The organism is Paraliomyxa miuraensis, assembly GCF_026337845.1.
Lineage (GTDB): Bacteria > Myxococcota_A > Polyangia > Nannocystales > Nannocystaceae > Paraliomyxa > Paraliomyxa miuraensis.
In genome coordinates this window covers 233,526-254,260 of the sequence record NZ_JAOVZF010000163.1, presented here as the reverse complement: position 1 = coordinate 254,260, position 20,735 = coordinate 233,526, and the positions used below count along the sequence as shown (strand labels likewise).

Here is a 20,735-nt window from a genome sequence, read left to right as displayed (position 1 = left end):
GCCCTGCGTGGTCCGAGCTACGATGTCCGAGTCTCGTCGCGCTCGGTCCAGATAGCAGGAGCCCCTTCGCATGCAAACGCACTCCTTGCCCGATCCCTTGCTCGCGCTCGAGCCCGAGGTGCGAGCGCTCGTGGTGGGCGACGATCCCCTGGTTCGTCAGGGTTTCGTCGCGCGCCTCGCCGACACGGCCGCGGGCCAGGCGTCCACCCACGAGGACATCCCCGATGCGCTCGACGACACCGAGGCCAACCTCGTGCTGTGGGACCTCGGGCCGCGTCCGGTGGCCCCGGGCGCGGGCACGCTCGACTTCCCGGTCCCGGTCGTCGCGCTCGCGCCCCACGGCACCTCGACCCGCGAGCTGTTGGCCGCCGGCGCCCTCGGGATCCTACGGCGAGACATCTCCACCGAGCGCCTGGTCCATGCGCTCGGCACCGTGCTGCAAGGGCTCGCGGTGATCGATCCGGTGCTGCTCGACGATCGCCCGCGCACCGCGTCTCGCCCCGAGGGTCCCAATGCCACCGGGGTCGAGGTCGAGGCGCTGACCACCCGCGAGACCGAGGTGCTCGAGCTGGTGGCGGCGGGGATGTCCAACAAGCTGATCGCCGAGGAGCTCGGCATCAGCGCGCACACGGTCAAGTTCCACGTCAACGCGATCCTCGGCAAGCTCGACGTCCACAGCCGCACCGAGGCGGTGGTCAAGGCGATGCAGCTGGGGGTGGTGCTGGTGTGAGGGGGCACCATCGGCCTCACCGAAGGGTCGATCCCGCAGGTCATCAGCTTTCAGGACTTCTCCCAGATTCACGAGCTGGCTGATTGGGTGCGGCGCAACGAACGTCTGGCCGCGGTGGGTGGCCGGCCCTTCTCCGTCGCCCGCGAGATGGGTTCTGGCCGGCGACCGCAGCGAGCGGGTGCTAGAGCCGTTCGATGCAGTGGAGCCATTCGGGGCGGATGAGAAGATGGGGGAAGACTGGGGCCGCCTCGATCACGAGGCGGAAGGCTCCAAGGCCCGTAGCTGCCCTTGCCGAACATCGGCCCGATCCCCAGTCGGCCGCACGCGGTGGTGAGCGCCTCGCCGCGGTATGTGGGCCACCGACGCGATACATTGCGAGCGTGTCCGCAACGACGACGTTCCCGGTCGACGATGTCCTGCCCGCCGCGATGCCCCTGCCCACGCTCCCCTGGGCCGAGCGGGTGGCCGCCCAGGCCCAGACCGCGTTGCTCGCCTGCGCGGGAGACGGGTCGAGGCCGTCGGTGGACACCCGCGGCGTGCACCCCTTGCTCATGGCGGTGCACCTGGCGTTCTCGGAGCATCGGCCGCTCGTCCTCACCCCCGAGGCGCTGTGGCTCACCATCGGGCAGGGAGTCGCGCTCCACGTGCAGGGGCACGCCGAAGCGCTGCGCGAGCGGCTGGTCCGCCATCGCCAGGGACGCCGCACGATCCGCGTGGAGCTGGGGGCGCTGCCCGAGGACGTCGCATCCTGGATGGAGCTGGTCGATCGCTTGCGCGACGGGGTGATCGCCGAGGTCGGGCCGGGCTGGGGACGCTGGTTCGCGTGCGACTACTCGACCTCGACCGCGCTCGACCGCTCCGCCGCGGCGGTGGTGATGCTCGACGCGTTCTCGAAGTACTTCAGCTACCTCGCGGTGGGGATCTGCGGCATCCCCAAGATCACGATCACCGGCACCACGGCCGACTGGGAGACGATGTGCGAGCGGGTCGCGTTGCTGCCCGAGCTGGGCCTGGAGCGCTGGGCCAGCTCGCTCGATCCGATCCTCGCGCAGTTCGTGGCGGCCACGCAGGGACGGGTGGACACCCGGTTCTGGCAGGAGATCTACAAGCCCCGCTCGGCCTACGGCGCAGATCAGATCGCGGGCTGGATCGGGCGGCTCTACCCCTACGTGGGGGCCAACGGCGTGTACGACCAGCCCAACCCCATGCTCGAGGTCTCCCACGAGGACATGCTGGCGCGCACGAACGAGCCGCACGTCGGGATCGGGTCGATCACCACCGACTCCGTGCCCAGCAACCCTTCGCGGATCTCGGTGCGCGTGGCGGACGTCACCGGTCACACGCGCCTGGTTTGGATCGAGGGCGGGCTGTGTGGAGTGTCGCAGGACGAGGAGGGCCGGCTGTGCCCGTTCTCCGGGTTCGCCGTGCTCGCCGGCGACCCGGGCGATGCGTGTGCCTGGGATCGGATGAACGACGTGATCGATCGGATCATCGCCGACCACCCCCACGAGCCCGTACGCGAGACCAACACCCAGCGGAGCATGAGCCCGCTGGCGCAGCTCCATTCCCGGATCGACTCGGCACGACTGGTGTTCGGCTCCGCGGTGTGGACGATCCGTTCTTCCGCGCGGATCCAGCAGATCCTCTTGGAAGACCGCGAGCGCGGAGTGACCGGGTACTACAGCCTGCTGATCGATCTCCCCGACGGCCGCGGCATCGCCTGCTCTCATCGCGGATGGTTCGTGCTCCCGGCCGCCTACTGCATGCCCGACGAGGCGAGCGCGCGAGCCATCCGCAAGTACGAGCAGATGCTCGACGATGGCGTGCTGCTACCAGACGAGCTCGACGCCCAGCTCGGGAACGTGCAGATCCGGCATCAGGGGTCACTCGAGGGGCTGTCGTTCGTCGGAGCGCTGCACGAGATCCTCGAGCGGATCCTCGACAGCGAGGGGCGGTGCTTCGGGCCGTAGCGGCAAGGCCCGCCCCGGCCGCTCAGGCGGCGCTGTCCGAGTCATGGAAGACCTCGGGAACCGGCTCGACGGCGGCTCGCTCCTGCACCGCAGCGGTGTGCTGAGCCCGAGGTCGCGCGCTCAGTGCTGGTCGGCCTCGGCGTTCTACTTTCGCCACGTCGAGCTGCGGCCCGAGGTGATGCTCCCAGTTCCACGACCCACATGGTCGAGAACGGAGTTCACCCGAGCGGCCCAAGGGCTTGCTTGCCGAGGGCGGGGCCTTTGGGGCAAGGTCGGGGGTCGTGTAGATCCAGGAGGGGCTGCGAAGCGGACGCTGGGGTTTGGGGCGCGGTCCCATTGCGAACGAGACGAGTGCCGGGGGCATTGCGGGGCGGCGGTTCGCTGAAGCGTTCTCAGCGGACCTCCGACCCAGGGCGCCAGAATCATGGATGGGCTCTCTCCGTCAGGACGAAAAAATTGATGAAGATGAAATTCCTGCTCTCTGCCGCCGGCGTCCTCGTGATGATCGCGTGCTTGATTCCCTTCTTTGCGCTCACGTCTTCGTACGAGCGTGCCATGGCTGCGCCGCCCAAGGAGGGGCGGGTGGTGATGGTCGAAGGCGCGGAGGTCACGTACGAGATTCACGACCCTGATTCCCCGTGGGAAAAGGACGCCGACGGCTGGGTGGGTCCCTACGTGGACGAGGACATCCCGGCTGCCGCGCGCGAGAAGCTCTCGCCCGGCGCGCCGCTCGTGATGCGCGAGGGCAAGCCCGAGTTCTCGCTCTCGCCGCCGAGCAAGCTCTTGCTCTTGGGTGCGCTCGCTGGGCTTCTCCTCGCGATCTGGGCATTCGTCGCGCCCATCTTGGAGCGCCGCGCCTTCGCTGCAGCCGGCAACGATCCCAAGAGCATTTTCATCTTCATGGTGAAGAAAACACGTAATGCGCGCCTGCTCGGAGGGCCCTTGTTGGTGTTGCTCGGCGTGTTGGTCGGCGTCGTCCCCTTCGTCGATGAAGACGCGGGCACGGGCTCGGTCGTTTTCCTGGTCGGGCTCGGCGGCGTCGGAGTTCTTTTCGGGCTCTTCGTGCTCGCCCGGGCGATCCCTCTTCTCGACCCCAGTCGCTCGGCCATCGTGCGCTCTCTCGAGGAGACTCCCGAGCGCATCGTTTGGGTCTACGAGTACATCATCGAGGTCGATGGCATCCGCAACTTCAACGTTTTCATTTGCTTCGACGATGGGAATCGCTTCGAGATGAATCTGCGCCAGCTCGAGCCGGATCCGCTTCTCTCGGCCCTCCGCGAGCGCCTCCCCCACGCGGTCTTCGGCTACAACCGCGAGCTCGACTCCCTCTTCGGCCAAGCGCCCGCGCAATTCCTTCAGGCGGCGCGTCGAGAAGGCTAGTTGCCCTTGCCGAACATCGGCCACGGAGCTGGAGACCTGAAACCCCGGACATCCCTGGGGTGGGTGCTCGGCTCCGAACGGACGAGCGATGGCAAGGAGCCAACCCAGCAAGAGACGAAGGTACACCGAGCACGAGCGTGCGGAGATCCTGCGGGACGCCGAGCGAATGGGTGTAGTGGAAGCAGCGAGGCATCACGGTGTCCCGAAGGCGACGGTGAGCAACTGGCGTGGTCGTGATACCCGACCGGCGGTGCAGGCGAGCCGGACGACCAAGAGGAGCAAGGCGTCCCGTGACGTGAACGAAGCGACGGACACCGAGCGCTCGTCGAGCCCGAGCAGCAACCTCCGCCGCCGCCTCGGCTTCTTGAACTCGAGCCGTCGTACCCCGGCCGTCACCATCGACGCCACCGACGACGACGCCACCGACGACGACGCAGTCGAGCCTCCCACCTCGAACGCCGCATAGCCCCATCGGCTTCCACCTTCGAGCGCCCGCCCGGCCCCAGGCCGCGCGGGCGCTCCTCGTTCGTCACGCCCGCCTCGTCACCCCAGCGCCCCGCGCAGCATCGCCACTCCGCTGACCGCCACCGCCACCACCACCACCCAGCGCACCAGCGTCGCTCCGGCCCGCAGCTGCAAGCGCGCTCCGAGCCACCCACCCACCATGCCTCCGGCCGCCAACGCCAGGCCCTCGCGCCACTGCACCTGCCCCGCGAGCACGAACACGGGCAGCGAGACCAGCGAGAACCCGAGCACCAGCGCCACCTTGATCGCGTTGGCCCGCACCGCCGGGTAGCCGAGGTAGGGCACGAGCAGCGCCAGCAACGGAAAGCCCACCCCGGCCTGCAGAAAGCCCCCGTAGACCCCGATGAGCACCGAGAGCACCAGCGCCAGCGGGCCGACCTTGCGCGGCTGCTCGGGCACGTTGAGGAACCCCCCCGGGCGCAGCACCAGGAACACGGCCCAGCCGGCCAGCATCACCCCGAACACCACCCGCAGCAGATCGTCGCCCAGGCGGGTGGCGAGCCACGACCCGCCCGCCGCTCCCAGCATCATCGCGGGCAGCAAGCGTGCCACCAGGCCATAGTCGCGCACGCCACGGCGATGGAACGTGATCACTGCCGCCAGCCCCTGCACCACCACTCCCACGCGGTTGGTGCCGTTGGCGAGGCCAGCCGGCAGACCCACCGCCATCAGCATGGGCAGCGTGAGCAGCGATCCGCCGCCGGCCATGGAGTTGATCACGCTCGCAATGGCGCCGGCCACCACCAGGGCACCCAGCCCCACCCAGGGGGGTTGGCCCGCGAGGAAGGCGTCGGTGGCGAGCATCGGCGGCACTCTAGCAGCGAGGACGGCCCGGCGCCGATCAGAAGAACGTGCGCGCCTCGAGATACAGCACCAGCGGGCTGGCCCCGTACGCGCTGCCGAGCTGGAGCATCAGCGGCGTCATGGGATCGGCCGTCGGCGTCACCACCGGATCCTCGCCCCATGGCAAGAACGCCCCCAGCAGCAGGTCGGCCTCGTCGGCGATGCTGTAGGCCAGGCTCAGGCCGGTCAGTCCCGAGCCATCCCCCGCGTCCACCAGCGCGAGCACGTTGGCTCGCAGGATCGGAATGATCTCCATCCCCGCCACCGCCCCCACCATGTGCCGACCGAGCAGCGGCACGTCGTCGGGGAACAGCCGCCCCGCCCGCTCGATCAGCTCGGCCGGCTCCCTGGCGCCATCGGAGTAGAACGCATACTCGGCCCCCAGGGTCAGGCTCTTCCAGCCCACGTTGAGGGTGGGACCCACGGCCAGGCGCACGTGCAAGGGTGCATCGCCGTCGTCGTGGCCATCACCCTGCACGTCGGGCACGCCCAGGTGCCCCTCGCCATGCAGCCCGACGGGCCCGATGCCTCCCTGGAACGAGCCTCCCGCCACCCAGCGCTCGGCCAGCTTGCCGCCGAGCAGCGCCCATTCGAAGCCGCCGCCCAGCACGCTCGCGCGCGCCAGCACGGCGCTGCGACCCCACGTGGGCACGCCGTCGGCATCGTTGCCGAGGACCCCGGTCACCTCCACCGCACCGATCATCCCCAGCGCCGCCCCGACCGAGATCCCATCGACGCCCGGCTTGTAGATCCGGTTGACCGCGGTCACCGAGAACGGCGCGAGGAAGTCGTTGGGGGTGAAGAACGAGGTCACCGAATTCGACACGGGAAAGCGCCCGGCCTTCAGCGTCACCGAGCCCAGCTTGGCGTCGAAGGCGAAGCGGTCCACCCCCGACGTGCCTCGCACGGTGCCGTCCTCCCACAGCGTCCACGACAGCAGCGGCTGGCGATAGACGCTGTCGGTGGAGCCCGCGGTGCCGAACGCCCCCCCGGTCCCGCTCACCGCGGGCGAACGGCTGACGTCGATGAAGTAGTTGAGCTCGAGGCCGAAGCGGTCGTGCCAGTTGCGATCGACCATCACCCGGCCGACGGTCGCAAACAGGGCATCGTCCCCCGCGGGGTAGATCGCCTCCAGCCCGGGGGGGAAGTGCATGAACGCTCCCACCAAGCGCAAGCTGCCGCTCATCACGTCGCGTACGCGCAGCTCGTCGGTCGCGGGCTCGGATGCCGCGGGCGAGCCGGCGGTGGCCACGTCGGTGGTCGCGGGCTCGGGCAACGCATCGAGCTGCGGCAGCGCGTCGAGCTCGGGCAGGGGCTCGAGCTCGGGCAGGGGCTCGAGCTCGGGCGCAACCGACGGGGGCTCACCATCTTCGGGCGAGGGCTCCGCCTCCGCGTCCACCGCCTCGGTCTCGACCGCCGCCGCCGCCGGCTCCGGCTCGGACGCCACCGCCCTGGCCAACCAAAGCGCCAGCAGCCCCTCGATCCCCATGACGCGCCACCTCGCCCAGGCGCGGGCCTAGGCGCGAACCTCGTCGCTCTCCACCCGCCCGTCGACCAGCCGGACCACTCGACGAGCCCGCTCCATCACCCGCGCGTCGTGGGTCGAGAAGATGAAGGTGACCCCGCGCTCGCGGTTGAGCCGCTCCATGATGTCGAGCAGCTTGTCGGCGGTGGCCGAGTCGACGTTGGCGGTGGGCTCGTCGGCCAGCGTCACCGCGGGATCGGATGCGATCGCCCGGGCGATCGCCACCCGCTGCTGCTGCCCCCCCGAGAGCTGGGTGGGTCGGCGATCCTCCATGCCGCCCAGCCCCACCTCGCGCAGCAGGCTCATCACCCGCTCGCGCCGCGAGCCCTCGTCGGTCCCCTGCAGGCGCAGCACCATCTCGGCGTTCTCGTAGGCCGTGAGCACGGGGATGAGGTTGTAGGCCTGGAACACGAAGCCGATCCGATCGCGGCGCAGTCGGCTGCGTGCGGCCCGTCCCATCGCGCCGAGATCGCGTCCGTCCACCATCACCTTGCCCGAAGAGGGCTCGTCGAGCGCCCCGATGAGGTTGAGCGCGGTGGTCTTGCCCGAGCCCGAGGGCCCCGTGATCGCCAGGAACTCCCCGGGCTCCACCGTCAGGTCGAGCCCGCGCAGCGCCTTGACCTCGATCTCGCCCTGCCGATAGGTCTTGTGCACGTCTTGCAGCACGACGATGGGCTTTGCTTCCTTCGACATCACACGTTCTCCTCGAGCTACACGAGCCGGATGGCATCCGCCGGGTTGGCCCGCCCGGCTCTCCACGCGGGGTAGAGCCCCGAGACCAGCGTGGCCGCCACCACCACCACGGCGATGACCAGCGCGCTCTCGGGATGGATGCGGACGTAGAGGATGGGATCCATCGCCACCCCGGCCACCTCGGCCCCGCCCTCGCCGATCATCTTGGAGTAGTCGATGCCCTTGGTGCTCAGGTGGTAGTAGGGCCCGGCGATCACGAGCACGGAGCCCAGTAGCCCCACCAGGGCCAGCCACGCGCTCTCCCACATCACCAGGCCGAACAGCTGCCGCGGCATGAAGCCGACCGCGGCCATGATGCCGAACTCGCGCAGGCGCTCCATCACGCTGACGAACAGCGTGTTGAAGATGCCCGCGGCCAGCAGCACCATGATGATCACCTCGAAGACCTTGGCCCCGCCCTCCTTCATGGCGATGAAGCCGGCCAGGTCGGGCTGGGCCTCGGCCCAGGTGAGCGCGACCGCGTCCTGCGGCACGTGCGAGGCCAGACCCTCCGCAACGGTCGCGGCGTCGCGATGGTCGTTCAGGAACACCGCCACCATCGTGGCCTCGCCCGGCTCATGGCCCAGGTGCTTGCGGATCTCGTCGATCGGCAGCAGACACAGACCCGCGTCGAGCGACGGCGCACCGGTCTCCACGATCCCCACCACGCGCACCAGCACCGAGACGATCTCTCCCTCTTCGTCGGTGACCGTGTAGACCACCTTGGAGCCGAGCTTGGCCTCGAGGTTGTTGGCGAGGCCGCGACCCAGCACCACCGCGTGCTCCTGGTCGGCCGAGGCGAGCATCTCCCCTTCCCAGGTGGCGTCGAGCAGCCCGAAGGTCTCGTCGGTCTCGTGGGCGGGGTCGAGCCCGATGAAGAACGTGCCCGCGCTGTTCTTGGCGGTCGACAGCATCGCTGCCCCGGTGATGCGGGTGGCGGTCTCGCGAACGCCCGGCAGCTCCATCGCCGCCGCTGCCACCGCCGGAGCATCGGTCACCGTCTTCTTGACCGTGGGCAGGTCCTGATACTCGCGGTGCTGCACCACCACGTGCCCCCCGCCCAGGCGAGCCGCGTGATCGATCATCTGCCCGTAGGTCGCGTCGCCGATGCCGGTGAACAGCACGGCCATGAACACGCCGAACACGATCCCGAACAGGGTGATGAGGGTGCGTCGTCGATTGCGCCAGATGTTGCGCCACGCCATCGTCGCCAGTCGTGCCCGTGCCATGCGTCCCTGCCTCCTCCTACTGGTGCCGCATCGCGGTGATGGGCTTGATGAACGCCGCCCGTAGCGCGGGATAGGTGACCGCGATGGCCACGATGATCACCAGCGCGACCACTGGCTGCACATAGGTGTTCACGGTCACGTGGGAGTGCCAGATCGGATCGATGCTCGTCCCCATGAGGGTCAGGTCGTCCATGCTCCCGCTGAGGTCGAGCCCGTGCTCCACCATGAACCAGTTGGCCGGAATCGCGAGACCCACCCCTAGCACGATCGCAATCCCGGTCTGGATCAGGGTCTCGAGGTAGATGAGCCCCAGCACGCCGCTCGGGCTCACCCCGATCGCCTTGAGCACCCCGAACTCGCGCACCCGCTCGAACACCGCCATCAGCATCGCGTTGAGGATCACGATGGCGATCGCGGCGTAGACGATGAAGAACATCAGCACCATCGCCCCGCTGGCCGAGTCGAGCATGGAGGCCAGGGTGGGCTTGAGCTCGCGCCAGGTCCTGGTGTCGAGCCCGGGGGCCGCGGCCCGCACCTCGCCCACCGCCGTGTCGAGCGACTGGTCGGCGCGGCGCACGATGATCTCGTGGGCGCCGTCGGGCACCACCATCAGCTCGCGGAACGCCTGCTCGGTCATGTACATGCCGCTGCGATCGACCGCATCGGACACCCCGCGCAGGATCCCGCGCACCGTGTAGAGCTCGTTGGCGGTGGAGCCGTCGGCCGCCTGCGACAGCACCACCACCTCGCCGCCGATCCCCACCCCCAGCATCTGGGCCAGGTGCCGCCCGACCACCACCTCGCCCGGCGCCGCGGGATCGAGCCACGTGCCCTCGGTCAGGTGCTCGGGCACGCGGCTCACCGTGGCGTCGCGTAAGACGTCGATCCCCACCAAGGTGACCCCCGCCGAGCTGTCCCCCGCCGCGGCCAGGCCCGCGCCCAGGAGGCGCGGCGCCGCGGGCAGCCCCGCCTCGTCGAGCGCGAGCAGCAGCGCCGTCGGGTCCTCGATGCGGTCGTAGATCGACGGGCTGCCCACGTACTGGGGGTGGTGGATCTGGATGTCACCCATCTCCACGTCGAGCACGTGCGCCTCCATGCGGCGCAGGTAGCCCTCGATCATGCCGGAGTACACGATCATCGCCCACAGCCCCAGGGTGGTGGCGATGACGGCGGCCACCGTGCGACGGCTGTTGCGCCACACGTTGCGCCAGGCCATGGTGAGCGACTTCATGGTGAGGGTCCCGATGGATGCGAGGGATGCGAGCTAGAGCGACTTGAGGTGCTGCACCGTGAACGTGCTCTCGGGCAGGCTCACGTCGAACTCGATCGAGTCGTAGGTGATGCGGGTGAACTCGCCGGAGGCGTCGAGCGGCCGCACCGTCAGCGTGCCAGCCAGCATGCGACCCCCCACCTCCTTGTAGTCGCCGAACTCGAGGGCCCGCACCGCCGTGCCCTCCTCGTCGTAGAAGATCTCGCGGGTGGGCAGCAGGCTCTCCTGCTGCACCGTGACCTCGATCTTGCCCCACACCACCGGCGCCTCGGGTCGAGCGGTCAGGGTGAAGACGTACTGCGGGATGCCCCCGAGCGTGCCCTGCCCCGTGAGTGCGACCTCGTAGTCGTCGACGAGGCGCGAGGCCTTGACCAGGTCGTTGTTGGTGAAGTGGCTGCCCATCCACGAGCTGCCCATCATGGCGCCGCTGACCTTGATGGTGCGCCCGGTCTTGGCCAGGTAGGTGAACAGGTCCTCCTTGGCCTTGAGCGTCGCGGTGCCCTTCTCCTTTTGGGGCGACAGGATCCGCACCAGCGAGTAGTCCTCGCCGCGCGACCACGACTCCATGGTCAGGGTTCGCGTCCAGTGCTCGGTCTTGACCATCATCGTGAACACGCCATGGCTCGAGGAGCCGCGGTGCATGTCGTCGATCTGATCCATCACCCACTTGGTGAAGCCGGGTGAGTCGGGGCTCGGGCGCTCGGTGGCCGGTGCCGCCGAGACCGGCCACGGCAGCATCAGCGTGGCCGCCGTGAGGATTGCGCCATGGAGCAGGGTTCGTCGCTTCATCGTGACGGGCATGTCGATCACCCCTTCCTTCGTTCGTGCTCGGGTTCGTCCGCGGGACGGTCGACGATGGCCTCGTCGCTGGCACGCCCGCCTCGTAGGCCGGCCAACAGGGTGTCGGCGAGCAGCTCGGCGTAGCGCTCCATGCTCAGGCCGCCGCGGACGTGCTCGGCCTGGAGATGGGTGGAAAGGAACGCGATGCCCGACAGCACGGCCGCACGATCGCGCAGCTCGCTCATGGTGAAGGCGTGCGGGCGGGCAACCTCGTCGATGAGGGCGCACAGGTAGTCGTCGCGGTTCTTGTCGATCTGCTGGTTCAGCGCGGCCGGCATGTCGGCCATCACCGCGGCCATCTCCTGGTCGCCGCGCAGCAGTGCCGACGTCAGCGGCATCCGCGAGGGCAGCAGCAGCAGAGTCACCATCCACTGGCGCAGGCGCTCCTCCGCCGGGCGCGTGGGGTCGAGGATCTCGGCCATCGTCCCCATGCGCTCGCGCTTCTCGAGCGCAATGGCCGAGATGAGCAGCTCGTTCTTGTTGCTGAAGTAGGTGTAGAGCGTGCCCTTGGCCACGCCGGCCCCCGCCGCCACCTCGTCCATGCTGGTCTTGCGGTAGCCCTGGCGGCTGAACAGCTCGGTCGCCACGCGCAGAATCTGCAGGCGCCGGCGGGCCTTGGAACCACCACCCTCGATGGGGCCGATGAGGGCGTCGAGCTGCGCCATCACGTCTTCGTAGCCGGGCTGAGACACGACTGAACTGTTCATACGACTTTGGTCAGTTCTTGCAACCCGCAATCGCTGCACGTTTCAAGTGGTTGAAATCAATGAATATTGGTAGTGACCCGAGACACGACCTGGGTCCAGATGGGTCTGCGTGTGCGGTCGGACGGCGGTGCTAGCCTGCGCCCGCATGCGATGGCTGGTCGGCGATGTGCAGGGATGCGCCCGGGAGCTCGAGGATCTGCTCTCCACCATTCGCTTCGATCCCGCCCGCGACCAGTTGTGGTGCCTGGGGGACCTGATCAACCGAGGTCCGGACTCGCTGGGCACCGTGCGCTTGTGGAGAGCGCTGGGGGGCCGGGGGGTCGTGGGCAACCACGAGGTCTATGCGCTGTGCGCTCGCTCGGGCCGTTGGCCTCGCAAGCACGACACGCTGCAGACGCTCTATGACGCGCCGGATGCCGACGCGCTGCTCGGTGCCCTGCGAGCTCTTCCCGCGCTCGCCTGGTTGCCCGGCGAGCCGGGAGCCCCCGACGTGTGGGTGGTGCACGCGGGCCTATCCCCGCGATGGACCGATCTCCATGCCGCCGCGGCGCGCATCAACGCGCTGCCCCACGACGACGACTGGCTCGAGTCCAAGGACGTGCGATTTGCAACCCGGGCGCGGTGCTGCACTCCCAAGGGCAAGATGGACCGCCACGACCGCGAGCCCGAGGGCTGCCCCGAGGGGACCGAGCCGTGGGATGCCTTCTATGAAGGTCGCGCGCGGGTGGTGCATGGGCACTGGGCGTGGCGGGGGCACTATCGAGGAGAGCGAACGATCGGTCTCGACTCCGGCTGCGTCTACGGGGGGCCGCTGACCGCCTGGTGCCAAGAGGAGGATCGGGTGGTGCAGGTGCCGAGCCGGCAACCCAGGGTCTTCGTCGCCGCAGGCGACGACCGCTGAACGACCGCCACGGCGTGACCACCTCGGCTCGGCGCGCCATACTGAAGGCACGTGGCGTTCGGTGGTCCCTTGTTGGCGTTGCTCGTCATCGCGTTGGTGATCGGGTGGGATCGCCACGCCCTGGGGCCTTCTTCGGCGCGGTGGCGGGTCGTCCCCGCGGTCCTGCTCCCGCTGGTGATACCACTGGCGCTCCCCGCCGACTGGGCCTACGCCCGAGCCTTGGTGGCCGTGCTCGCCATCACCATGGCCGGCAAGGGCTACGAGCTGTGGCGCGGTCGCGTACCCGACCCTCGCTTGCTGCAGACCCTGCCCACGTTTTGCTTCTGGTTGCTCGTCCCTCCCAAGGCCGAGCTTCCCAAGGAGCCGAGTCAGGCCCAGCGGATCCGCGAGGAAGGTCGCCGTCGGCTCGTGCGTGCGCTGCTCAAGGTTCCCGGGGTGGCGACGCTCGTGCTCGTGCACCTGCGCTGGCCGGGCCTGCACGAGGATCTCTGGATCGAGGCGTTCTGGGGGCTGTGGCTCACCTACCTGGCCGTGAGCGCCTTCGTCGACCTGTTCAGCGGCGCGGCCATGCAGAGCGGGATCGGGGTTGCCGAGACCTTCGACGCACCCCCTCTGGCTCGCTCGCCCCGCGACTTCTGGGGTCGTCGCTGGAACCTGGTGGTGCACGACCTGGTGTTCCGCCACGTGTTCCTGCCCCTGGGTGGCCTGCGTCGGCCGCTGCGATCCACCATTGGCGTGTTCGTCGTCTCGGGCTTGATCCACGAGCTGTTCGTGCTGATGGCGCTCGGCCATCCCTCCCGCTACACGGGCCTGATGATGGCGTTCTTCGGCCTGCACGGCGTGGCGGTGATGGTGCAGCTGTGGTGGGACCGCGGCCCCGGCCGGCGCAAGCACATGGCGCGAGCGCTGGCGGTGGTGCTGCACCTCGCGTGGATGACCCTCACGGCGCCGCTCTTCTTCGCTCCGATCGGCGAGATCTTCGCAGGGGCCTGGCCCAATTGACGGGGCTCGGGGCCAAGTGTCTCGATGAGGCGTGAGGCGCCCTACTCGCGCTCCGCCAGCAGATACGCCATCAAGGCCATCGCCGCTGCATTCTTTTGGAGGTTCGCGGGATCGATCTTCTCGATCGTGTCCGCCGGGCTATGGTGCAGATCGAAGTAGTGCGAGTGGTCGGGCTGCAACGACAGCCCCAGCACGCCATCGTCCATCAGGGGGCTGATGTCGGCGCCGCCCCAGCCCTTGTCGATCTCGGTCGCCCCCAGGCCCGCGAACAGCGGCGACCAGTCCGCGATCGCGCGCACCACCTCGCCGTCCTCGCTCGCGATGCCGAACCCACGCGGCGCTCCCGAGCCCGAGTCGGCCTCGATCGCCGCCACGTGTGGCTCGTCGCCGTGTGCTTCGAAGTACGCCTTGGCTCCGCGCAGCCCGTTCTCCTCGTTGGTGAACAGCACCACCCGAATCGTGCGCCGGGGCACGAGCTCCAGCTCCCGCAGCATGAGCGCCGCCTCCATCGCCATCATGCAGCCCGCGCCGTCGTCGGTGCTGCCGTCGCCCACGTCCCACGAGTCGATGTGACCGCCGATCACCACGATCTCCTCGGGCTTGTCGCGTCCGCGCAGCTCGGCCACCACGTTGGCGCTGGGAGCATCGGGCAGGTGCTTGGCCTCCATGCGTAGCTCCAGCTCCACCTTGCCCCGTGCCGCCTCGCGCACCAGGTACTCGGCGGCCTCCAGGGTCACCGCAGCGGCCGGGATCTTGGGGACCCCGTCCTCGTACTGCATCGCGCCCGTGTGGGGGCTGTCGAGGCTGATGGCGGTGACCGAGCGCACCAGCACCGCCCTGGCTCCACGCTTGCCGGCCTCGATGGCCCCGCGCGAGCGTCCCTGCACGGCGTGGCCATAGCCCGATTCCTGTCGCTCGTGATCGAAGGGGGGCATGCGCTGATCGATGAGGACGATCTTCCCCTTGACGTCCAGGTCGCCGCGCTGGAGCTGCTCGAGGTTCTCCACCACCACCAGCTCGGCCCGCAAGGCTCCTCGGGTCCCCACGCTCATGCCAAGGCCGAGCATGCGGAGCTCACGGCCGTGCTCGCCCAGCACCCGCAGGCTCTCCTTGCCGCGCACCCAGTGGGGCACCATCACCTTCTCCCGCCTCGCGTTGTCGAGGCCGTCCTTGGCCATCGTCTCCACGGCCCAGTCGATGGTGTCCTCCAGCGCCTTGCTGCCGCTGAGCCGGTGCCCGAAGCGATCGGCCACGTAGGCCAGCCGCTCCCAGGCGCGGGTCTTGCCGTCGGCGTGGGCGGTGATCTGGCGCGCAGCCTCCTGGGCCCAGGCTGGAAGCTGGGCGGGCGCGACCGCTCCTTCGCCTTCGTCGTCCTCGAAGCCGAAGTCGTCCTCGACGCCGGGTCCGGCGTCGGCGAACAGACCAGGCGGCGGAACGGGGGGGATGGCCTCGGGCGCGGGACCCTTGCCCCCGCAGCCGAGCAGGACCGCCGCGAAGGCGCACCCGAGCCTCGGAATCGACACGACCTTCACGGCGCAAGCCATACCCGACCCGGCCACGCCCATGCAACGGGCCAGCCGACTCGCCACGAGCCTGGCCATCCGACGGGCCCACCACCATGGGGCACCAATCGGCGTTCGAACCCGTGCGATCTCGCGACGTTGCGGAGCCCGGCCACCTGCTGTAAGGGTGTCGCGGCTGGTGGCGTTCGGCGCGACGGGTCGATCCCAAGCGCTCGACCCACCGACTTCGACCCGACACGAGAGGCACGTTCACATGCTCGCACGCACGAGTTGGATGCTCGCGCTCCTGATGGTGGGAACCATGGGCTGCGCCAAGAGAGCTCCCGAGGCTTCCTACGCCGACTACTACGAGTACGACGACTACGGTGGCGGGGCGGGAGGAGAAGCCGCCCCCATGGCTCCGGCTCCCGTCTCGATGGATGCCGAGATGGAGATGATGGAGCCGGCGGCCGACTACAGCCCTTCTCGCCGCGAGCGTCGCGCCGATCGCATGGAGAAGTCCAAGAGGGGCAGCACGGCGCCGGGCTCCGCCGAGGCCCCGCCCGCGCCCGAGCCCACCGCGACCGGCGGAGGCGGTGACGACGGAGCCGAGCCCGCGGTGGCCGACGACGGAGCCAAGGACGTCGGGCGGCACATCATCTACACCGCGACCATGCAGGTCTCGGTGTTCAACCTCGAGGATGCCATGGCCAAGGCCGAGGCCCTGCCCGATCGCTACGGTGGCTACGTGCAGACCATGTCGGGCACCTACTTCGTCATGCGGATCCCCGCCGTCAAGCTGCGGCCCGCCATGGACGAGCTGGCCGCGCTCGGCGTGGTGGACAGCCGCACCCTCGATGCCCAGGACGTGACCGAGGAGTACCTCGACATCGAGACCCGCATCGAGGTGCTCGAGGCCACCCAGAAGCAGATGACCGAGCTGCTCTCCAAGGCCCGCACCGTCGAGGAGGCCCTCAAGGTGCGGCAGGCGCTCGATCAGATCACCATGGAGCTCGAGGTGCTCAAGGGCCGCCTGCGCCGCCTCGAGAGCCTCACCTCCTACTCCACCCTCACGTTCAGCCTCGTCGAGCGAGGACCTCACACCGCCACCCCGTCGAGCAACGATCCATTCCCCTGGGTCGACGAGCTGGGCGTCGAGGCCACCGAGTGGAAGTGAAAGGGAGGAGGACGATCATGCGACGCATCATCAATACGCTCGGTCACTCGCTGAGGCACACGCTCGGACGCACGCTGGGCAAGACGCTCATCCCCGCCCTCGTGGCCCTGTCCACCGGCACTGGCTGTGCCGCGTACAAGCTCGAGCCCCCCGCCGGGTTCGCCCAGGTCTACGCCAGCGACTACGGCGCGCACATGAAGGCCAACGACAACGTGGGCCTGCGCATCAACGTGTTCGACAACGTCAAGGGCGGCACGCTTCCGTTCTGGAGCCGCGACCTGGTCGAGAAGCTCGGCAAGCGCTCCTACGCGCTGCAGGGTCAGAGCCCGGTCGAGTCCAAGAACGGCGTGGTGGGCACCCGCTTCGACTTCAGCTACACCCCGGTGGGCAAGGACGAGCCTCCGCGCTTCTATACGGCCGTGCTGTTCGTGAGCGACAAGCACATCGTGGTGCTCCAGCTCGCCGGGCACGAGCAGCACGAGGCTCGCTACAGCGCCGAGGTCGACGGGATCCTCGCGGAGCTCAAGGTCCGCGGGTGCAAGGTGGGCCGCAAGGTGTGCAAGGGGCCGCAGCCCGACACGCTGTCCACGCCTGCGCCCAAGCCCGCCGAGGGTGGCGAGGACGAGCCGGCCGATGAAGAGGAGGCTGCGCCCGCCCACGGTGAGGAGAAGAAGGCCGAGCCCGCGCCGACCACCGCGATGCTCGAGGCGGCGGCGACATTCGAGCCGATGCTGGACGCCGGCTGACGCGGGCGAGCGCAGTGCTCGTCCACGACCGCGGGTCACGAGCGTCGGCTCGGACCCGCGGTCTTCGTCTTGCATCCGCCGCTCGCTACGGCGCGAACTTGGCGATCCAGATGTCGCGGCTCGTGGTCGCACTCGTGACCCAGCCCGCCACGTAGATGTAGCCCGCGGCGTCGATCGCCACCGCCTGGGCGCGGTCCTGCAAGCCCTCGTGGTCATGGGTCCGAAGCCACAGGTCGTTGCCGTTGGGGGCGAGCTTGCGCACCACGATGTCGTCGCCCATGCCGGCGGTGGTGTCATAGCCGACCACCACGATGTCGTCCGTGGCATTGGTGTCGACGCCGTAGTAGAGGTGGTCGACGGTCTTGAGGTGCCAGAGCTCGGCCTGGAGCAGCGGCTGGTACTTGATGATCAGCGCGGCTGACGACTCGACCCAGTGGTACTCGCCACGCCCCACGATGACGTAGTTGTTGGCGGTGTCGCGCGCATTGGCGAACGCCTGGTCGACCTGTCCGCTGGTGCGCCAGTCAGGGCAGCACCCGTCGGGGTTCCAGTAGGGATTGCCGGTGTCCATCCAGCGAGCGATGGTCGAGAAGTTCAGGTCGCTGTTGCAGTCCGGGTGCTCCTGATACCAGTTCGCCACCCACAGTCGCCCGTTGTAGAGCGAGATGTCCTGCCCGTGCTCGTCGTGCGGACGACTCCCGCCGGCACAGAACCAGGCGTTCTCCCAGGTGGTGGTCCATCGCTGGGCTCCCGCGGAATCGAGGCTGTGCAGCCACATGGCGTACTGCGGCGTCCCTGCCGCCTCCCCGGTGGCGAAGACGTCGTTGGTCGCCAGGTCCACGGCAATCCCGAACGCGGCGCCATCTTGGGCGCCAAAGTTCGTCCACATCAGATTGCCCCACGGCTGGAACTGCGCCACCCACGGCTTGAGCCCATCGTCGGGCAGGACCGGCGAGTACATCCGCCCGGCCACCACCACCTGGTCGAGGGCGTTGACCGCGATCGCATGGCCCATGTCGTCGAAGTCGCCCAGGCTGGTCTCGTCCCGGTTCCAGTAGCCCATGGCCACGTCGAGCCCCGTGTCGGGGTCGCGCTTGCTGATCCACACGTTCGAGCCCTCGCCGGCCACCGTGATTCCGCCGGTCACCAGCACGTCGCCCGCCGAGTCGATCGCGATCCCCATGCCCTGGTCGGCCTCGCCGGCGGGGCCGTCGATGACCACGCTCCAGATCTCCGAGCCGGAGATCACGCAGTCCACGTTGCAGCCGTCGCCGTCCACCGCGTTGCCGTCGTCGCAGTCCTCGCTGTTGATCCCCTGCACGAAGCCATCGCCGCACTCGGCGAACTCGCACAGCTCGGTGCAGGCGTCGCCATTGTTGAAATTGCCGTCGTCGCACTCCTCGCCGGGCTCCACCACCCCGTTGCCGCAGCTGGCCACGGTGATGGTGCAATCGGGCTCGCAGCCGTCGCCGCTGACGAGATTGCCGTCGTCGCACTGCTCCATGCCGGCCCACACGAAGCCATCGCCGCAGGCCGCAGCCACGCAGCCGCTCAGGCACGCGTCGGTGTTCGATCCGTTGCCGTCGTCGCACTGCTCGACCCCGGACCACACCACGCCGTCGCCGCAGCCGGCCGTCACGCACGTGCTCAGGCAGCCGTCGTTGTTGTTCAGGTTGCCGTCGTCACACTGCTCGACCCCCTGCAGGATCCCGTCGCCGCACGCGGCCAGGGTGCACGCATTGGAGCACAGGTCGTCGTTGATCCCGTTGCCGTCGTCGCACTGCTCGACGCCGAACCACACGAAGCCGTCGCCGCAGCTCGCGAGCGTGCAGCCGACCAGGCAGGCGTCGTTGTTGCTGCCGTTGCCGTCGTCGCAGCCCTCCACCCCGGCCCACACGATGCCGTCGCCGCAGCTCGCGGGCACGCACGTGCTCAGGCACGCATCGGTGTTGCTGCCATTGCCATCGTCACAGCCCTCCACTCCCACCCACGTGAAGCCGTCGCCGCAGCTCGCCGCCTCGCACGTGCTCAGGCACGCATCGCTCTCGTCGACGTTGGCGTCGTCGCAGGCCTCGACTCCGGCCCACACCTCGCCATCGCCACAGCCCGCGGGCTCGCACGTGCTCAGGCATGCGTCGCTGTCGTCGATGTTGCCGTCGTCACAGATCTCGACCCCCGCCCACACGTGGCCGTCGCCGCAGCTCGCCGCCATGCACGTGCCCAGGCACGCGTCGGCGTCGTCGGCGTCGGCGTCGTCGCAATCCTCGCCGGCCTGCACGATCCCGTCGCCGCAGGCGGGCAGCGAGCAGGCATTGGTGCAGCCGTCGTCGTCGACCACGTTGCCATCGTCGCAGCCCTCGGTGCCCACCCAGGTGAAGCCATCACCGCAGCTCGCCGCCTCGCACGTGTCGAGACAGTCGTCGGAGTTGCTCATGTTGCCGTCGTCGCATGCCTCCATCCCCGCCCACACGAAGCCGTCGCCGCAGCCGGCAGCCTCGCAGGTGCTCGGGCACGCATCGGTGTCGTCCGCGTTGCCGTCGTCGCAGTCCTCCGTTCCGGCCCACAGCACGCCGTCGCCGCAGCTTGCCGCCTCGCACGTGCTCAGGCAGGCGTCGGTCTCCGTGCCGTTGCCGTCGTCACACTCCTCGATCCCGACCCACACGTGGCCATCGCCGCAGCTCGCCGCCTCGCACGTGCTCAGGCACTCGTCGCCGTCGTCGGCATCGGCGTCGTCGCAGTCCTCGCCGGCCTGCACGACCCCATCGCCGCAGCTCGGTAGCGCGCACGCATTGGTGCAGCCGTCGTCGTCGACCGCATTGCCGTCGTCGCAGCCCTCGTTGCCCTCCCACACGTGGCCATCGCCGCAGCTCGCTGCCTCGCACGTGTCGAGACACCCATCTGCGTTGCTGGCGTTGCCGTCGTCGCAGTCCTCCATCCCGGACCACGCGTGGCCGTCGCCGCAGCTCGCGGCAACGCACGTGCTCAGGCACTCGTCGGTGTCATCGGCGTCGCCGTCGTCGCACTCCTCGACCGGGTCCACCACTCCGTTTCCGCACGACGGCACCGCGCAGGCACTGGTGCACTCGTCGGTGTCGTCGTCGTTCCCGTCATCACACGCCTCGCCGGGACCCACGAAGCCGTCGCCGCAGTAGGCGGCCTCGCAGGTGCTCGGGCAGGCATCGGTGTCGTCGTCGTTGCCGTCGTCGCACTCCTCGTCGGGATCGACCACGCCATCGCCACACGTGGGCGCCGGCCCGGTGTCCCCCGTGTCGTCCACGGTGCCGGTGCTGGTGCCGGTCTCCATCCCGGTGGTGAGGGGCCCCTCGGTGTCGCTGGGGCACACGCAGGCCTCGAATCCCGATCCATCCGGCAGGCAGCTCTGAACCCCCGCATCGCCGCCGATGCACGGGCACTCCACCGTCTGCCCCGGAACGCAGCCCACGGGGCCGTCGCCGGTGGTGCCCGTGTCGTCGATCGGAAGGACGACGTCGTCGCCGGGGCAGCCGAGCAGGAAGCCGAGGATCAGGAGAGGGGACGGCGAGCGGGTACGCAGCATTGGGATCGAGGTCCTTCGTTTGGAAGGTCCTCGATGAGTTCGCTCGCGAGGGGTGAAGTGATCCCTCGTGCCGCGCAAAAAGTGTTTCTCGAGACGGTGC

At 69.2% G+C, this 20,735-nt stretch carries 17 protein-coding genes and 1 pseudogene; 9 read left to right on the top strand and 9 right to left on the bottom strand.

The window, feature by feature from the left end:
* The first annotated feature begins 70 nt into the window (after positions 1 to 70).
* The 5 genes and pseudogenes from OEB96_RS41185 (at position 71) to OEB96_RS41170 (ending at position 4,546) form a co-directional block, all read left to right on the top strand.
* Positions 71 to 730 carry a response regulator transcription factor gene (locus OEB96_RS41185; protein ID WP_266222424.1) on the top strand — a complete coding sequence of 220 codons (660 nt, stop codon included), beginning with the start codon at positions 71 to 73 and terminating at the stop codon, positions 728 to 730.
* A gap of 380 nt (positions 731 to 1,110) precedes the next feature.
* Positions 1,111 to 2,700 carry a DUF4419 domain-containing protein gene (locus tag OEB96_RS41180; RefSeq protein WP_266222423.1) on the top strand — a complete coding sequence of 530 codons (1,590 nt, stop codon included), beginning with the start codon at positions 1,111 to 1,113 and terminating at the stop codon, positions 2,698 to 2,700.
* A 459-nt stretch (positions 2,701 to 3,159) separates the two neighbouring features.
* On the top strand, positions 3,160 to 4,080 hold the full coding sequence (locus OEB96_RS41175; protein ID WP_266222422.1) for a hypothetical protein: 921 nt from the start codon (positions 3,160 to 3,162) through the stop codon (positions 4,078 to 4,080).
* An 88-nt stretch (positions 4,081 to 4,168) separates the two neighbouring features.
* Positions 4,169 to 4,351, top strand: a pseudogene (locus OEB96_RS46765) (transposase); the annotation flags it as partial.
* A gap of 24 nt (positions 4,352 to 4,375) precedes the next feature.
* Positions 4,376 to 4,546 carry a hypothetical protein gene (locus OEB96_RS41170; RefSeq protein ID WP_266222421.1) on the top strand — a complete coding sequence of 57 codons (171 nt, stop codon included), beginning with the start codon at positions 4,376 to 4,378 and terminating at the stop codon, positions 4,544 to 4,546.
* Between the two features lie 77 nt (positions 4,547 to 4,623).
* Here OEB96_RS41170 and OEB96_RS41165 read toward each other — a convergent pair whose 3' ends face one another.
* Genes OEB96_RS41165 through OEB96_RS41135 form a run of 7 tightly spaced genes read right to left on the bottom strand, consistent with a single transcriptional unit; the run spans position 4,624 to position 11,736 of the window.
* Positions 4,624 to 5,409: a sulfite exporter TauE/SafE family protein gene (locus tag OEB96_RS41165; RefSeq protein ID WP_266222420.1), complete on the bottom strand. Its 786-nt coding sequence runs from the start codon at positions 5,407 to 5,409 to the stop codon at positions 4,624 to 4,626.
* A 37-nt stretch (positions 5,410 to 5,446) separates the two neighbouring features.
* Complete coding sequence (locus OEB96_RS41160) at positions 5,447 to 6,937, bottom strand: hypothetical protein (RefSeq protein WP_266222419.1); 1,491 nt, start codon at positions 6,935 to 6,937, stop codon at positions 5,447 to 5,449.
* A gap of 27 nt (positions 6,938 to 6,964) precedes the next feature.
* Entirely contained in the window at positions 6,965 to 7,666 is a 702-nt protein-coding gene (locus OEB96_RS41155) for an ABC transporter ATP-binding protein (RefSeq protein WP_266222418.1), read from the bottom strand.
* A 17-nt stretch (positions 7,667 to 7,683) separates the two neighbouring features.
* Positions 7,684 to 8,934, bottom strand: coding sequence for an ABC transporter permease (locus OEB96_RS41150; RefSeq protein WP_266222417.1), 1,251 nt, complete (start codon positions 8,932 to 8,934; stop codon positions 7,684 to 7,686).
* A gap of 16 nt (positions 8,935 to 8,950) precedes the next feature.
* The gene (locus tag OEB96_RS41145; protein WP_266222416.1) at positions 8,951 to 10,165 is read right to left on the bottom strand and encodes an ABC transporter permease; all 1,215 of its coding nucleotides are present in this window, start codon (positions 10,163 to 10,165) and stop codon (positions 8,951 to 8,953) included.
* 33 nt (positions 10,166 to 10,198) lie between these two features.
* On the bottom strand, positions 10,199 to 10,993 hold the full coding sequence (locus OEB96_RS41140; protein ID WP_266222415.1) for an outer membrane lipoprotein-sorting protein: 795 nt from the start codon (positions 10,991 to 10,993) through the stop codon (positions 10,199 to 10,201).
* Between the two features lie 17 nt (positions 10,994 to 11,010).
* Positions 11,011 to 11,736 carry a TetR/AcrR family transcriptional regulator gene (locus OEB96_RS41135; RefSeq protein ID WP_266222414.1) on the bottom strand — a complete coding sequence of 242 codons (726 nt, stop codon included), beginning with the start codon at positions 11,734 to 11,736 and terminating at the stop codon, positions 11,011 to 11,013.
* Positions 11,737 to 11,896: 160 nt separating this feature from the next.
* Between OEB96_RS41135 and OEB96_RS41130 the strand changes: the two genes are divergently transcribed.
* Together OEB96_RS41130 and OEB96_RS41125 are read left to right on the top strand one after the other, a co-directional pair.
* On the top strand, positions 11,897 to 12,652 hold the full coding sequence (locus OEB96_RS41130; RefSeq protein WP_266222413.1) for a metallophosphoesterase: 756 nt from the start codon (positions 11,897 to 11,899) through the stop codon (positions 12,650 to 12,652).
* Between the two features lie 51 nt (positions 12,653 to 12,703).
* On the top strand, positions 12,704 to 13,654 hold the full coding sequence (locus tag OEB96_RS41125; RefSeq protein ID WP_266222412.1) for an MBOAT family O-acyltransferase: 951 nt from the start codon (positions 12,704 to 12,706) through the stop codon (positions 13,652 to 13,654).
* A 41-nt stretch (positions 13,655 to 13,695) separates the two neighbouring features.
* Here OEB96_RS41125 and OEB96_RS41120 read toward each other — a convergent pair whose 3' ends face one another.
* The gene (locus OEB96_RS41120; RefSeq protein ID WP_266222411.1) at positions 13,696 to 15,186 is read right to left on the bottom strand and encodes a M20/M25/M40 family metallo-hydrolase; all 1,491 of its coding nucleotides are present in this window, start codon (positions 15,184 to 15,186) and stop codon (positions 13,696 to 13,698) included.
* Between the two features lie 244 nt (positions 15,187 to 15,430).
* Here OEB96_RS41120 and OEB96_RS41115 point away from each other — a divergent pair, with 244 nt between their 5' ends.
* Together OEB96_RS41115 and OEB96_RS41110 are read left to right on the top strand one after the other, a co-directional pair.
* On the top strand, positions 15,431 to 16,333 hold the full coding sequence (locus tag OEB96_RS41115) for a DUF4349 domain-containing protein (protein WP_266222410.1): 903 nt from the start codon (positions 15,431 to 15,433) through the stop codon (positions 16,331 to 16,333).
* Between the two features lie 17 nt (positions 16,334 to 16,350).
* Positions 16,351 to 17,079, top strand: a complete 729-nt coding sequence (locus tag OEB96_RS41110; RefSeq protein WP_266222409.1) for a hypothetical protein — start codon at positions 16,351 to 16,353, stop codon at positions 17,077 to 17,079.
* 85 nt (positions 17,080 to 17,164) lie between these two features.
* Here OEB96_RS41110 and OEB96_RS41105 read toward each other — a convergent pair whose 3' ends face one another.
* A complete protein-coding gene (locus tag OEB96_RS41105; protein WP_266222408.1) occupies positions 17,165 to 20,635 on the bottom strand; it encodes a DUF4215 domain-containing protein in 3,471 nt (1,156 codons plus the stop codon).
* Positions 20,636 to 20,735 lie beyond the last annotated feature (100 nt).